Origin of the sequence: Streptomyces sp. NPDC098789 (genome assembly GCF_044759975.1) — a bacterium.
GTDB lineage: Bacteria > Actinomycetota > Actinomycetes > Streptomycetales > Streptomycetaceae > Streptomyces.
Genome location: NZ_JBIWAJ010000031.1, coordinates 20,116 through 34,386 on the forward strand (window position 1 = coordinate 20,116; position 14,271 = coordinate 34,386).

13 protein-coding genes are annotated in these 14,271 nt (G+C 70.1%); 9 read left to right on the top strand and 4 right to left on the bottom strand.

What is annotated here, in order from left to right:
* The first annotated feature begins 151 nt into the window (after positions 1-151).
* The 3 genes from ACIQWR_RS38330 to ACIQWR_RS38340 all read left to right on the top strand — a co-directional run bounded on the left by ACIQWR_RS38330 (position 152) and on the right by ACIQWR_RS38340 (position 2,462).
* On the top strand, positions 152-361 hold the full coding sequence (locus ACIQWR_RS38330; RefSeq protein ID WP_404019784.1) for a hypothetical protein: 210 nt from the start codon (positions 152-154) through the stop codon (positions 359-361).
* Positions 362-400: 39 nt separating this feature from the next.
* Positions 401-982: a DUF4383 domain-containing protein gene (locus ACIQWR_RS38335; RefSeq protein WP_404019787.1), complete on the top strand. Its 582-nt coding sequence runs from the start codon at positions 401-403 to the stop codon at positions 980-982.
* Between the two features lie 277 nt (positions 983-1,259).
* A complete protein-coding gene (locus ACIQWR_RS38340; RefSeq protein WP_404019790.1) occupies positions 1,260-2,462 on the top strand; it encodes an IS110 family transposase in 1,203 nt (400 codons plus the stop codon).
* A gap of 528 nt (positions 2,463-2,990) precedes the next feature.
* Here ACIQWR_RS38340 and ACIQWR_RS38345 read toward each other — a convergent pair.
* On the bottom strand, positions 2,991-5,027 hold the full coding sequence (locus tag ACIQWR_RS38345; protein WP_404019793.1) for a glycosyltransferase: 2,037 nt from the start codon (positions 5,025-5,027) through the stop codon (positions 2,991-2,993).
* Positions 5,028-5,179: 152 nt separating this feature from the next.
* Between ACIQWR_RS38345 and ACIQWR_RS38350 the strand changes: the two genes are divergently transcribed.
* The 5 genes from ACIQWR_RS38350 (at position 5,180) to ACIQWR_RS38370 (ending at position 11,035) form a co-directional block, all read left to right on the top strand.
* Positions 5,180-6,502 (top strand): glycosyltransferase, encoded by a 1,323-nt coding sequence (locus tag ACIQWR_RS38350; protein WP_404019796.1) that lies wholly within the window; start codon positions 5,180-5,182, stop codon positions 6,500-6,502.
* A 314-nt stretch (positions 6,503-6,816) separates the two neighbouring features.
* Entirely contained in the window at positions 6,817-7,473 is a 657-nt protein-coding gene (locus tag ACIQWR_RS38355) for an SDR family NAD(P)-dependent oxidoreductase (protein ID WP_404019799.1), read from the top strand.
* Between the two features lie 567 nt (positions 7,474-8,040).
* Positions 8,041-8,472, top strand: coding sequence for a TspO/MBR family protein (locus ACIQWR_RS38360; RefSeq protein ID WP_404019801.1), 432 nt, complete (start codon positions 8,041-8,043; stop codon positions 8,470-8,472).
* 53 nt (positions 8,473-8,525) lie between these two features.
* Positions 8,526-9,443, top strand: coding sequence for a MerR family transcriptional regulator (locus ACIQWR_RS38365; protein WP_404019805.1), 918 nt, complete (start codon positions 8,526-8,528; stop codon positions 9,441-9,443).
* A gap of 86 nt (positions 9,444-9,529) precedes the next feature.
* On the top strand, positions 9,530-11,035 hold the full coding sequence (locus ACIQWR_RS38370) for a cryptochrome/photolyase family protein (protein ID WP_404019808.1): 1,506 nt from the start codon (positions 9,530-9,532) through the stop codon (positions 11,033-11,035).
* A 21-nt stretch (positions 11,036-11,056) separates the two neighbouring features.
* On the opposite strand, the gene ACIQWR_RS38375 is transcribed toward ACIQWR_RS38370, so the two are convergent.
* The 3 genes from ACIQWR_RS38375 to ACIQWR_RS38385 form a co-directional block, all read right to left on the bottom strand.
* Positions 11,057-11,236, bottom strand: coding sequence for a DUF6480 family protein (locus ACIQWR_RS38375; RefSeq protein ID WP_404019810.1), 180 nt, complete (start codon positions 11,234-11,236; stop codon positions 11,057-11,059).
* A gap of 168 nt (positions 11,237-11,404) precedes the next feature.
* Positions 11,405-12,286 (bottom strand): oxygenase MpaB family protein, encoded by an 882-nt coding sequence (locus tag ACIQWR_RS38380; RefSeq protein WP_404019813.1) that lies wholly within the window; start codon positions 12,284-12,286, stop codon positions 11,405-11,407.
* Between the two features lie 76 nt (positions 12,287-12,362).
* Positions 12,363-12,809 (bottom strand): SRPBCC family protein, encoded by a 447-nt coding sequence (locus tag ACIQWR_RS38385; protein WP_404019816.1) that lies wholly within the window; start codon positions 12,807-12,809, stop codon positions 12,363-12,365.
* A 501-nt stretch (positions 12,810-13,310) separates the two neighbouring features.
* Here ACIQWR_RS38385 and ACIQWR_RS38390 point away from each other — a divergent pair.
* Complete coding sequence (locus ACIQWR_RS38390; RefSeq protein ID WP_404019818.1) at positions 13,311-14,165, top strand: hypothetical protein; 855 nt, start codon at positions 13,311-13,313, stop codon at positions 14,163-14,165.
* Positions 14,166-14,271 lie beyond the last annotated feature (106 nt).

Sequence of the window (14,271 nt, forward strand, 5' to 3'; positions counted from 1 at the left end):
GGACTTGGGCTGCGCAGTGGAATGCGGCGAAAGTGATGCATAAAGGGTGCAAGGAGTCGATTCTGCGCACCGAGAATAGGTTGTGCTCGTCAGGTACCCCTTCGGGAGGGTCGGGGGCTCCTCGCGGAATGAACCAGAAGGAGACGTCGTCATGATCGTCAAAAAGCTGCACGACGCGGGCGTGAGGAGCGAGCACGCCTATACGGCGGCCACCCTGTCCATCGGTCTGTCGCTGGCATCGTGGCTCGCTTCCAACAGCCGCGAGGACATCGAGCGTGCGGACCGGTGGGGCATCTTCGTGGGGGAGTGGGCACCCACGTTCTTCGGCCTCGGCTTGGCCCTCGCGAACTACGAACGGTGACATCGCAGCGCACGGAAACGATCTCTCATAGGAGCTGACATGAGGCTGAGCGACGAGCTACCTGTCGATCACCGTCTGGCCACCATCTACCGGTACGGCGCCCTGCTCTGCGGCCTGATCCTGATCGGTTTCGGGGTGCTGGGCTTCGCGGACGCCCTGAGCCCGTTCGACACCCGCGGCGAGAAGATCGCGGGGATGACCACCAACACGACCCTCAGCGTCATCTCGCTGGTCGTCGGGCTCGCACTTGCCGCTGGAGCCTTCATCGGTGGCAACTTTGCCTCCACCCTCAACATCACGGTGGGAGCCCTGTTCCTCCTCAGCGGTTTTGCGCACATCTTCGTCCTCGACAAGGGCGCCAATTTCCTCGGCCTCGGCATGAGCAACGTGCTGTTCAGCTTCGTCATGGGGCTGATCATCATGACGTTCGGGATGTACGGCCGTGTTTCGAGCAAACTGCCGCACGACAACCCGTATTGGCAGAGCCGCCACACGCACCACGAACCAGGCCGGTCCTCGCAGGCGCTTCCAGTGCTCACCGGTCGGGCAGCCCACTCCGCCTCTCGCACATCACCCGCGGCTACGACCAGCTCGCTCGGCTCAGCCGAAAACTCGTCGTGACCGTGCGGGGGAACGCGTCGTCGTGGCGCGTTCCCCCCCGTTACCGTCTTCGTGGCTCCGCAATGGGGCTACCGGCCTTCGGGTCCGGCATGACTTCCCCCCTTGTTGCAGTTGATGATCCGGGGGGTGGTGTCACCGGGCCCGGAGGCATCGACGGACCGCTGATGAGGGGCTTGAGCACCGGCTTCACCCGGGCCGGAAGAGCTCTCCGTAACGTGGGTGTGGCAGCTCGGTGCCGAGGCAAGGCCGGACGAAAGCGTGATGGAGGGGCCTGCACGTGATCGACACCAGCGACATCGACGTCTTCCTCGGCCTGGACGTCGGCAAAGGCGAACACCACGCCACCGCCGTCACACCAGCCGGGAAGAAAGCCTTCGACAAGCGCCTGCCCAACACCGAGCCCAAGCTCCGCGAGCTGTTCGCGAAGTTGCAGGCCAAGCACGGAACGGTGCTGGTCGTGGTCGATCAGCCGGCCTCGATCGGAGCCCTGCCGCTGGCCGTCGCCCGCGACATGGGCTGCCCGGTCGCCTACCTTCCCGGGCTGACGATGCGGCGGATCGCCGACCTCTACCCGGGCGAGGCCAAGACGGATGCGAAGGACGCGTTCATCATCGCGGACGCGTCCCGCGCGATGCCTCACACGCTGCGGGCGATCGACGGCCAGGACGAGACGATCGCCGAGCTGGAGATGATCGTCGGCTTCGACGACGACCTCGCCGGCGAAGCGACCCGCGTCGCCAACCGCCTGCACGGCCTGCTGACCCAGATCCATCCCTCGCTGGAGCGGGTGCTCGGGCCGCGGTTGCAGCGCCCGGCCGTCCTGACCCTGCTGGAACGGTTCGGGTCGCCGGCCCAGATACACAAGGCCGGACGGCGCCGCCTGGTTACCCTGCTGCGGCCGAAGGCCCCGAGGATGGCCGAGCGGCTGGTCGAGGACATCTTTACCGCGCTGGACGAGCAGACCGTGGTGGTGACCGGCACCGAGGCGGCCGCGCTGATCGTCCCGAGCCTGGCCGGATCCCTGGCCGCCGTCCTTGACCAGCGCAAACTGCTGGCCGGGCGGATCGAGGAACTCCTGGACGCCCACCCTCTTTCGAAGGTCCTGACGTCCATGCCGGGAGTCGGCGTCAGGACCGGAGCCCGCATTCTGATCGAGGTCGGCGACGGCAGCACCTTCCCGACCGCCGGCCACCTCGCCGCCTACGCGGGACTCGCCCCCGCGACCCGCAGCTCGGGCTCATCGATCCGCGGCGAACAGCCCTCCAGACGCGAAGACAAGCAGCTCAAACGGGCCTTCTTCCTCTCCGCGTTCGCCTCCTTGGCCTACCCGGCCTCCCGTGCCTACTACGACAAGAAAATTGCACAGGGCAAGCACCACACCCAGGCCCTGCTCTGCCTCGCCCGACGCCGAGCCGACGTCCTCTTCGCCATGCTCCGCGACGGACCCTTCTACGAATCCCGGCCCGCCACAACGGCGTGAGACCCGCTAGAGAGGCGCATCGCAGTCAAACTCGAACGTCTCCCTGGCGGCATCAGCGGGGAACTCAGGGTGGTTGTGCCAGATCCCAGCGAAGGCGACCAAAAGGTTCCACGCAGCGGCTGCCACATCAGTCGTTGCCCCGTTCGCGGGCGGAGCGGCCTGATGAAAGCGCACTGCAAGGATCTGCTTGTCCGCGGCCAGACGAAGGGCTGTCGCCGTGCGACGGGCTTCGCCTTGAAGCGAAGCCGGGTCAGGGATGCGGTCCCACACGAAACGGACCAGCCGGTTGACCTGGTCCTCAGTGATCCGCTCCACCCGTTCCCCCGCAGTTAGCAAGCCTATTCGCCTGGCACGGCGCCAACTATCGCACCTGTCGCGGACCACTGACGCCCCAGAGTCTTTGCAGACGCCTCACTGCCTTGACCAAAGAGATAGGGGCACCCCCCCGCACGGCGCGACCTTCCTCAGCAAGAGGGCGTCGGGGGGACTACTGCACGTGGTTCTCACTCCCTTGTCGCCGGGGACGGCTCACACACGGTGGGCCGCCGTTCCGGTCCCCGGCAGCCGGGTGTAGACAGAGGCGAACGCCGAAGCCGCGGCGTCGATGGAGTAGCGCGCCCGGACCGTGGCCCGGGCGCGGCGGGTCATGTCGTCGACGACCGCCTGGTCCAGCTCCAACAGGCGTTCCAGCCCTCCGGCGAGGCTTTCGGACGACGAGGTGTTCAGGAGGATTCCGTTGACCGCGTCCTGCACGTAGTGCGCGATGCCGCCCCGGCTGGTGCCCGCGACCGGCAGGCCCGCGTCCATGGCCTCCAAGACGGCGATGCCGAACTCCTCCTTCGCACTGGGGCAGACGTAATGAGCTCGGCCCGTGGTGTCCGAACCGGCCAACGCACGCTCCAGGCACCGGACCAGGTCGTTGGGCATCGCCGGTACCAGCGCCAGTCGTGCGGCCGCGTCCGGGTGCTCGTCGACCAGGTCGGCGATGGCCGAGCGCACCTCCCGCTCTGCCGCGTCCCTTCCGTCCGCCCGGGCCGCTCCGCCGACGACGACCAGCGTCGAACGGAGGTGGAGACCGGATTCGATCCACGCGCGGACCAGGACCTGCTGCTGTTTGAGGGGGTGGAGGCGCCCCACGGTGAGCAGGAGGGGAAGGTCGCGCGCGGCGGGGTCCAGCGCGCAGGGACGTCCGGCGGCGAAGAGGCCCTGCAACAAGTGCTGCTGTCTCAGCGCTTCGTCGTCGGCGGGCCGATACGCGGTGATCCCCTCCTGAGGCGCGCTGGGTCCGGCCCCTCCTCTGACCGCGGCGAGCTGTGGGAAGTAGCGGACCAACTCGACGGTGCCGCCCCGACCGGGGATGCCGACGACTTCGTCGGCGCGGTCCACGAGTCTGTCCGCCGCGAAGATCCGGTGAAGGTCTTGGCGCAGTTCCTCGGTTTCGCTCTCGCTCTCGCTGTCCACTGTGCGTCCCGCGTGCCGCTCGCTGACGCGGCGGTGCGGATCGGGGGTCGCGGTGAAGATCAGGCGTGCGCCCTGCTGCCGGGCGGCTTCGGCCACCGCGAGGGACCCGTCGTCCGCGTATCTGACATGGACGAGGTCGGGCCGCCGGCCCAATCCCTCAAGGACCCTGTTCGTCCACCAGGTCAGAGCGGTTCCGGCGGGAATCGTGGCAGTTGCCTCGTCGTGCGGGGCGGTCGGCAGGGTGAGCGTCCAATGGCCGGCTCCCCGGCCGCGCAGGAGGTCGGGCTCCTCACCGAGTTCCCGCGCGTCCTTGGTCACCAGAGTGATGACCGCATCGATGCCCCGCGTGCGCGCGAGTGCGTCGCCCAGACCGGCGAGAAGGACTCCGAGACCTCCGCTGCTGCCCTCCCCGGGACTGTCCATCTCGCCGAGCAACATCGACTGGACCACCAGCAGCCCGTCTCCGTTCGGCAGGGCAGGAGATTCGAACAACCGGTCGCCGCCCGCGGCCGCGAGCAGCAGGCGTTCGTAGGCGTCTGCGGCCGTGTCGGGTGGCGGAAGGATCTGTCGCAGGTCGGGGTGGCCAGCGAGGTGGCGCCACAGGGCGAATCTGGCCGGCCGTGCGTTGAGAAGGTGACCGCGGAGCAGTTCGGCCCACTGGAGAGGCTCCAGCACGTGCAGTCGCCCTGCGGTGGCGAGGTCGATCAGGTGGGCCAGGGTGCCGGGATCCGTGCAGCGCAGGATCTCGTCGCGCAGTGTGAGGCGGACACGCTCGGTGTCCCTCGGGGCGAGCGAGAGGGTCCAGGCCTCCGTCACCGTACTGCGCAGCCTGTGGTCCCCGCGCAGCGCTGCGGCCAAGAGCTCTTCGGGCGCGAGGGCCCGTCGGAGCCTCAGGTCGCGGCGCAGCGAGGCGATCCTCTCGTCCAGTGGATCGGCAAGGAGGCGGACCGGATGCTCGCGGTGTCCCGGGAGGTACTCGGCGTGCAGGAAGGACGCCAGGGTGCCCGGGGCGAGGGGGATCCGCAAAGGTGCCTCGGGAGCCCAAAAGCTCTGGCGGGCCGCTACGAAGGGGTCGGCCCCGTCCTCCGGGGTGTGCGTGTCCAAGGGGCGCTGCTCTCGCTCGGGCGGATGGTCACCACTCCTTCGGGCGAGCCGACGATTTCGGATGCGGGCAGGTGTCCGTCCGGCAGCTGCCTCCAGACGCGGGGCTGCCGCAGAAGAGGATCCGGAAACCGTCTGCCGGAAGTAGGTCCCCCATGCCGCGCGTCACCGTGATCGCTCCGCCGTTCCACTCGCACGCCGCTCCCTTGTCCGTGCTGGCCGGTGAGCTCCGGGCAGCGGGAGCCGAGGTCACGTTCGCCTGCGCGGAGGGTTTCGCACCCCTGGCCGAGAACGCGGGGGTGGAATTCGCGCCGCTGAGGGTCGGCCGCAACGCGAACACGGGCATCGCACGGCGCACGGTCCAGGCCGAGGGCGAGGCCAGGCGCCTGGAGGAGTTCTTGGACGCGACCCGGGCCGGCGCCGTTCCCGCCCTGCTGGTCCAGGCCCGGCACCGCAGGGCGGACATGCTGGCCGCGCCTGAACGGGTCCTGACCGAGCTACGGGCGCTGCACGCCCGGCGCCCGGCCGACTGGTACGTCGTCGACCAGCTGAGCTACGCCGTGACACTGGCCCTGCACTGTCTGGACCTGCCGTACGCGACCTTCTGCCCGGGCCATCCGAGCTATCTACCGGCTGCACCGGGCGCTCTGTTCGGCGTGCCCTACGCATGGCCCCGGGCAGTGCGGCCGACCGCCGCGGACCTGCGAACGTTGCGCGGAGAAGCACAGAGGAACGACCACTCGTTCACCGCGCTGTTCGCACGCTTCATCGCCCGCCACGCGCCACACCGACCCGTGCCGAGCCGGGCGTTCACTCTGTGCTCTCCGCACGCCGTCGTGCTGAACTACCCCCGGTTGGGCTGGCTGCCTCCGCGCCCCGAAGGCCCCGCCTACGTATTCACCGGGCACCTCACTCCCACCGGCGCACTCGACCCGGGCCCCTTTTGGAGCTCCGAAGTGGGCCGACTGCGCCAGGGCGGCCGGCGTCTGGTCCTGGTCGCGCTGGGGACCTTCCTATCGGCCCGGCGGGACGTACTGGAGTGCGTGACCCGGGGAATTCTCGCCGAGCGCCCCGACACTTCGGTGATCCTCGCAGCCGGTGACCAGGCAGAGGCACTGGCGGGTCTTTCGGGCCCCCGGGTCGCGGTGGCCGCGACCGTACCGCAGCAGGCACTGCTCCGGCAGGTGGACGCCATGGTCCATCACGGAGGCAACAACTCCTTCACCGAATGCCTGGCAGCCGGCGTGCCTGCCCTGGTGCTGCCCTTTTCCAGCGATCAGTTCTCCGTCGCCCACGATGCCGAACGGTCCGGGGCGGGCCTGTGCCTCGACCCGCACCGGCTGGACTTCAAGGGAGCGGGCCGGGCGGTCTCCGCACTCCTGGATGCCCCCAGACATGCTCTCGAAGAGCTGCGCGGCCACGTACACGCACACGGTCCCCGACGAGCCGCTCATCAGCTGACCGCATTGATGGCCTGACTCCGAGGCCGGGGCGGAGGCCGAGACCGAGACCGGGAACGGGACAGCGGGTCAGCCGACGAGCAGCCGTGGCGCCAAGCGGTGCATGAACGGTGCCGGGTGCGCGCGGACGGCCGGCGGCGGACGGTTGAGGAGCGAGCACGTCCTGAAAGGAGCGCCCGTCCTGTGATGCCGGAGGAGACCCCGTCCGGCGAGGGTAACGGCCGAAGCGCACCGTCGACGAGCACGGATCGTCGGACTGTAGGGCACGGAGGAACAGGATGGATCACACTGCGGCTGCGTCCGGGCCGGGTATGCGTGGAGCGCGGGTACTCGTGGCGGGGGCCAGCGGGGTCCTTGGCGGGCTCGCGGCCCGCGAGCTGCGGGCCCGCGGCGCCGTGGTCGCTCTCGCCGGCCGCAGTACGGACCGGCTGGCCGGCCTGACCACCGAGCTCGGCGGGGCTCCGGCACGCGGATTCGATGCGTACGACCTGGACGGCTGTGCTTCCTTGGCCGCGTGGGCGGGGCAGGAGCTGGGAGGACTGGACGGTGTACTGGTCACGGTGGGGGTGGCCGGGTTCGGGCGGGCGGAGGAGGTGCCCGATGCCGTCGCCGAGCACCTTTTCGCCGTCAACGTGCTGTGTCCGGCCGCTGTGCTGCGCGGTGCGGTCGCACGAGTGGCGGACGGCGGGTTCCTGGCCGCCGTGACGGGAGCGGTTGTGGACCGGCCGATGCTCAACATGGCCGACTACGCGGCTGCCAAAGCGGCCCTGAGCTGCTGGCTCGGAGTCCTGGGTCGCGAGGGGCGGGTCCGGCGCCTACGGGTGTTCGATTTTCGGCTCCCTCACCTGGAGACGGGCTTCGCGGACCGGTCGGTGGTGGGGCTGCCGCCCGCCTTGCCGAGGGGCGGCGACCCGGCCGATGCCGTGCACACCATGGTCGACCAGCTCCAGGGCGCGGCTCCCGCCGCGCGCCACGGGGAGGGGCCGTGAACGGGACCGGGCTGTCGGGCGGGCCTGCCGAGTCCGTGTGGGACCTCCCGCGACCGCCGTGCTGCGAGGCGGACGGCCGGCACGTGGTCGCCGAATACGACGGGTCCGCGGCGGACACCCGCACCTCGGTCCGGGTACTGGAGACGAACCATCCCGCGATCCCCGGCTTCCTGCCCTTCCACCCGTCGCGGGTGGATCACCTTCGAGATCAACGGCCTCTCAAAGGCCCGCCTGGCACGAGGGGCTGGTGGCCCCCACCGCGCCGCCGCCGAGAAGCGCACCCTGCCCGCGCATCCGACAACGGGGCGGCAGGCGAAGAGGAGACGTGTAGGTCGCAACGGAGCGGTGCCGGCGCGGAACACGTGCCGGCCGCGTCCGCCACAGGTCGCTCCGCGCGCCAGACGTCATCGAAACCACCGGGAGCCGGCCGTGCTAGATCCCGCGACACCCGCACCGACACCCGCACCGACACCCGCACCGACACCCGCACCCGCACCATCACCGCAGCAGGCTCCGGCCCACCCACGGCGATCGGGGCGGTGGTGGGCTCTCGCGGGTTTCCTCGTCGTGAGCTACGGCGTCGCGGCCCTGGGAGCGCTGGCCTCCGCCGACGCGGGTGAGGTGTACGAGGCGCTGGAGCGGCCCGGATGGGCTCCGCAGGGCTGGGTGTTCGGGCCCGTCTGGACGGCGCTCTACGGGATGATGGCGGTGGCGGCCTGGTTGGTCGGGCGGGACCGGGATCGCCCGCGCGTGCGGCGCGCCCACACGTGGTGGTCGGTACAGCTCGCCCTCAATCTCGCCTGGACCCCGCTGTTCTTCGCGGCCCGCCAATACGGGCTCGCGCTGCTGGACATCGTCCTGCTGCTGGCCGCGCTCGCCACCACGGTCGCCCTGTTTCGGCGGCTGAGCCGTGTTGCTGCGCTTCTGCTCGTCCCCTACCTGTTGTGGGTCGCCTTCGCCACCGCGCTCAACGGGTCGATCTGGTACCTGAACTCGTGAGCGCCGAAGGGCAAGCCCTGATGTCGCCGGTGGTCGGGATGAGCACGGGGGCCGTGGCACAGCGCCTGGGAGTAGCGGCCGGAACGCTGCGCTCGTGGGAGCGGCGCTATGCGATCGGTCCCGCTGTACGCGTCGCGGGCAAGCATCGACGCTGGCTTCCGGAGGACATCGCGCGCCTGGAGGAGATGTGCCATCTGACCGGGCAGGGGGTGCCGCCCGCGGAGGCCGCGCGAGCTGCCCGGCTGAAGGCCGCAGGAGAGTTCCGGTACGAGGAAGATCCGCTCCCGACCGGGGCGCGGCCCTCCGGAGGACCCGCGACACTGCCGCTGGGGCCGGTCCGCGCCGAGTGCCGCGGTCTCGCCCGGGCAGCGGTGAGACTGGACGCGGACGCGGTGGAAGCCCTCTTGGACCGGGCGATCGAGGACCACGGCTGCGTCGTGGCGTGGGAGGAGATCATCGCGCCGACGCTGCACGCGGCCGGACGCAAGTGGGCGTCCGCCGGCGAGCGGTACATCGAGGTCGAGCACCTGTTGTCCTGGCTGGTCTCCTCGACGCTGCGGCGTCGGCACGAGCCTCGCCCGCCGCTGCGCGAGAGCGTCCGACCGATCCTGCTGGCGTGCGCGCCAGGCGAACTCCACAGTCTTCCGTTGGAAGCGCTGTGGGCGGCCCTCACCGAGCGCGGACTGCCGGTGAAGATGTTCGGTCCGTCCCTTCCGGCGGAAGCCTTGATCGAGGCGGTACGACGCGTGGGCCCTTCGCTGGTGGTGGTGTGGGCCCAGGCCCGCCCCGCTGCCGCGGCGGAACTGGTGGGTGCGGTCGAGGGGATCAAGTGGGGAGTCAGGGGGGCGAGGTTCCACTCCGCGCTTCTGGTGGCAGGGCCCGGCTGGAACTGCGTCCCGCGAGCCAACACCAGGCGCCTGACGGGCCTGCGTTCGGGGCTCACCCTGATCGAACAGCTTCTCGCAGACTGACTCGTCCCAACCGGGCCTCTCGCATCGGGCCGTGTCGGGCCGTGTCGGCCGGGGCCGGGCCCCGGCCGGGATGATGGGATGCGGTCATGAGTCCAGTCCACTGGTTGTTCGGCGACCAGCTCGGCCCGCACTTCACCGCCACGGCCGCCGGTGGGACGCCGAGGAACACCCGGTGGCTGCTGATCGAGTCCCGGGCCGTCTTCCGGCGTCGGCGGTTCCATCGGGCCAAGGCCCATCTGGTGCTCAGCGCCATGCGCCACCGTGCGGCCGACCTCGGTGAGCGTGCTCGGTACGTCAGGGCGGACACCTACCGGGAGGGCCTCGCGGAAGCCGTGGGCGACGCACCGGTCTCCGTGCACCACCCCACGTCACGCGCCGCCCTGCGCCTGGTGTCCTCGCTGCCGCAGGTCACGATCCATCCGGCCCGCGGATTCCTCGTCGGCCACCGTGAGTTCGCCGACTGGGCCGCGCGCCAGGAGGGCCGACGCCTCCTCCAGGAGAACCTCTACGAACAGACCCGCCGCACCCACGACATCCTCATGGAGGAGGGGCGGCCAGCCGGCGGCCGCTGGAACCTGGACCACGACAACCGGGAGCCCCCGCCGCGCGGCCGGGCCACGCTCGGCGCGCCACCCCCGTACCGGCCCCGCGAGGACGAGATCGACGAGGAAGTGCGACGTGACCTCGACCGCTGGGAACGGGAGGAGGGAATCGCCTTCGTGGGGCGCGACGGGCCCCGCGTCTTTCCCGCGAGCCGCCGTGAAGCCCTGGCCGCGCTCGATCAGTTCATCAGCCACCGGCTCGCCGGTTTCGGCGCCCACGAGGACGCCGTGCTGGCCGGCGACCCGGTGATGAGCCACAGCTTGCTGTCGTCCTCCCTCAACCTGGGACTCCTCGACCCGTGGGAATGCGTGCGCCGGGCCGAGGACGCCTGGCGGGCCGGACAGGTGCCGCTCAACAGCGCGGAGGGTTTCATCCGGCAGGTCTGCGGCTGGCGCGAGTACGTATGGAACCTCTACTGGCACCTCGGCGAGGACTACCGGCACCGCAATGTCCTGCGCCACCACGCACCGGTGCCCGAGTGGTTCGCCGACCTGGACGCCGACGCCGTGGAGGCCCGATGCCTGTCCACCGTGCTCGCGCAGGTACGGGACACGGGGTGGACGCACCACATTCCCCGGCTGATGATCCTGGGCAGCCACGCCCTCCAGCAGGGCTGGAGCCCGGCCGAAGTGACGGACTGGTTCCACCGGAGCTTCGTCGACGGATACGACTGGGTGATGCTGCCCAACGTGGTCGGCATGTCCCAGTACGCGGACGGCGGACTGATGACCACCAAGCCCTACACCTCGGGCGGCGCCTACATCCACCGCATGAGCGACCTGTGCGGGGGTTGCCGGTACCGGCCCACCGACCGCACCGGCGAACGGGCCTGCCCTTACACCGTCGGGTACTGGTCCTTCCTGGACCGGCACCGCTCCCGGCTCGAACTCAACCCGCGCATGACCCCGGCGGTACGCGGCCTGGACCGGATCGGCAACATCGAGGAAGTCACCACCGCACACCGCGAGCGCGGGTCCGCCGCGCCCTGACCGCGGTCCGCGCGGGGCGGCTCACAGGGCGAAGAGTCGCGCCAGGAAGAACGCGGCGAAGAGCAGGGTGCCCAGCACGATGAGGGAGAGGAACCACTGAGGATGTTCCCAAATCCCTCCGTCAGGACGTTCCCGATGTACTTCCGAAATCGATCCCTCCGCCGGTGGTGTTTCCTCCGGCGGGACACGTGAGGTGCTCATGGTGCCTCTCGGTGTGTGCAGGAGGCCGGCCTTGCGCAGCCGGCGAGGGCGAGGTGATTTCCGTGGCCCCAGCTCCGGCCCGGCCTGCCCGTGCGGACATCGTCGCTCCGTGCTCGGAGACTCGCTCGGCGCATCGTTTGTGCAGCTCTTGAAACAGGTGCGAGGAGATCAGCAGACGAGCGGCGGCGCTGGCGGTGGGGTCAGAGCCCACCGGATGGTCCGCGTCAGGCCGTGGCCGGTCACACGGACGCAGGCCGCCTTCGGCCCCCTCGGGCAGCGCAGGCCCAGCAGGGCAGGTGCCCACGGGGGCAGGAGGGCGACCGCGTTCGCGGCGAGCAGTGCGTACGGGACGCGGGCGGGCCAGGGAAGCGGCGGGTGGCGCAGGATGAAACGGGCCGCGTCGAGGGCCTCGGGCGTGGCCCGCAGATCCGTCCGGTACCGGGACATCAGCTCCGCCAGTGCGGCCGTGTCGCGGGGCGGGTCCGTGACGCCCAGCGCCGTCGCCACCCGGGCGGTGTCGGCGACGTAGGCGTCGCATCCGGCCGCGTCCAGAGGGCACGCACCGAATCTCTGGTGGGCCCGGAGGAAGCTGTCCACCTCGGCCAGGTGGACCCAGCCGAGCAGGCTCGGATTGGCCGCGGAGTACGACTCACCCCGCGCGGTGGTGCCCTGAACCCGGGCATGGACCGCCCGCACCCGGTCCACAGCGTCCTGAGCGTCCTGGGCGGTGCCGTAGGTGGTGACGGCCAGGAAGGTGCTGGTGCGCTGGAGCCTGCCCCACGGATCCCCGCGGAAGCCGGAGTGCGCTGCGACGGCGGCCATGGCGAGGGGGTGCAGGGATTGGAGCAGCAGTGCGCTCAGACCGCCGATGAACATCGAGGCGTCGCCGTGCACGGTGCGCACGGGCCGCTCGGGGCCGAACCAGCGGGGTCCGGGCGCGGTGTGGATCCGGGCGCGGTTGTCAGGGCCGGAGGGTCCGGCCACCCGGCTGAAGAGGGCCGAGCCGAGCCGCTCGCGCAGCGTCGGGCCCCCGGTCACAGGTTTGTCCATGACAGTGTCCTGCCCGCCAGGAAGCCGCTTCAAGGCTCGACCGGCAGCGCGTGCCGGGGCCGCCGGGTCCGGGCCGTCAGGCTTGGTGCCCATGTGCCAGGGCTGCGGCTGGCAACCGGTCCGCCACCTTGTCCGCGAGCGTCTCGAACTCCCGCCTCAGGAACGGTTCGGCCAGCCGGGCGAGGCCACGGACGCGCAGGGAGGCGGTGTAGGCAAGGCGAGTGACGGTCGCCGACCGGGCCTCGAAGCGCATGACGTCCCTGGCCGTCACGGTCTTGTTCACCCCGGTGAACACCAGCTGTCGCGGTCCGCGGGACTCAAGGCGGTAGACCAGATCGGTGGTGCGCCCGTGGAAGCGGGAGGTGTTCTGCCAGCTGGAGCCGGGCCGCACGGGTCCCTCGTCGACGCGGCGACAGCGCACCGTGCCCGGGTCCCATTCCTCGGCATGGCCGAAGTCCTCCAGATAGGCCGTCAACGCGTCCAGCGGAAGCTCGATGAGGAAGGTGCGTTCCACCGTGATCACTGCTCTCGCTCCTTCTGCCGTCCGTGAGGGCGGCGGAGTACCGCGCCCCGACTCGTACTTCTCCGCCGGACGCCGTGGCGGATGCACACGAGGGCCGCCGGGGAACGCCGTCAAGCAGGTCGGGCCCGGCGGACCGGGTTCAAGTTCGTGGCCGCCGATCGGTGTGGGCCTACGTGCACGTACCCAACGGCGATAGGCGCACCCCCGCACGCACGTGCCACCGGTGAATTTCTGGCTTTCCGCTGGCTGCGGATTGCGGAACACCAGCACGACCACGATATTTGAAGGCCCGTCGCCACGCCCCACAGGGCTCGCGACCAGTGCGAGTTCAGCCACTCTCCCCAGTCGGGCGACCCCAACTACTTGGAATGCGAAGCCAGTTCTGCATCATGTCCGGCGTCCCCAGGACATCGCGTCACCGCACCGACCGGATATTGATTCCACTCGTCACTACATGTGTGTATATGCTCACCCAGGTTTTGGTTAAGGAATGGGTAAAGGGTGGGGAATGTGAAGGCCGTCCGCAGGATCAGAACATGCGCCGTACCGGTGGCCGGCGTGGTCGTACTTTCCATGGGCCTGACCGCCTGCGGTGGGGGTGGCGCCGGTTCCCGCGATGCCGCGAAGGGTGAAACGGGCGAGTCGCAGCGTAAGGACGCCGCGGCGGTTCTGGCAGCCGCCGCCAAGAAGACCGGTGAGCAGAACTCCTACCGGACCCACCAGTCGGACGGCTCCGCCGCGGGGCCCGCCAGCGACATGGCCTGGCAGAGGACACCGTTCGTCTCCTCGATGATGATTCGCGGGACGAAGACCGCGGAGAACCCGACTGGCGAGACGCACCTCGTCGACACGGCCGACGGCGCGTACACGAAGACCGACAAGATCCCCGGCAAGGACTGGTTCAAGATCGACCCGTCCGGCGGGAAGAAGACCGACACGTCTCGCTCGCGCGGGCTCCTGACGGAATTCCTCGGCGCGCTCAATGCCACGGGCTCCGCCAAATGGGTCGGCGCGGAGCAGGTCGGCGGCCGTCCGACCGACCACTACCGGGGCACGGTGAACTTCGCGGAACTCGCCAAATACCAGGGCCCCGCCATGAACAAGGAGAGCCACGACTGGTACGTCGACGTCATGCGCAAGGGCGGAAAGGAGCAGGCCGTCATCGACGTCTGGGTCGGCAAGGACGACCTCGTGGCCAAGTCCCGGGAAGTCAGCTCGGGCCAAAAGGGCCAGGAGACGATCGTCGAGGAGTACACCGCCTACGGCACCGGCCTCAAGGCGGAGATCCCGCCCGCAGACAAGGTCGCCACGTTCGACGAGTACATCGACGCCCTCTCGAAGCGCCCTGGCGCCTGATCCGGGCACGCATACCACGTAGTGCCCGGCGTTTGCCTCAACTGCCGCACCAATAAAGGTGGTGACGGGTGGATGGCCACGAGCGTGGCGGCTGTGGTGGCGACGA

Coding starts and splice junctions, on each gene's coding strand:
- ACIQWR_RS38330 (WP_404019784.1), top strand. CDS start 152: ATGATCGTCAAAAAGCTGCACGACGCGGGCGTGAGGAGCGAGCACGCC.
- ACIQWR_RS38335 (WP_404019787.1), top strand. CDS start 401: ATGAGGCTGAGCGACGAGCTACCTGTCGATCACCGTCTGGCCACCATC.
- ACIQWR_RS38350 (WP_404019796.1), top strand. CDS start 5,180: ATGCCGCGCGTCACCGTGATCGCTCCGCCGTTCCACTCGCACGCCGCT.
- ACIQWR_RS38370 (WP_404019808.1), top strand. CDS start 9,530: ATGAGTCCAGTCCACTGGTTGTTCGGCGACCAGCTCGGCCCGCACTTC.
- ACIQWR_RS38375 (WP_404019810.1), bottom strand. CDS start 11,236: ATGAGCACCTCACGTGTCCCGCCGGAGGAAACACCACCGGCGGAGGGA.
- ACIQWR_RS38380 (WP_404019813.1), bottom strand. CDS start 12,286: ATGGACAAACCTGTGACCGGGGGCCCGACGCTGCGCGAGCGGCTCGGC.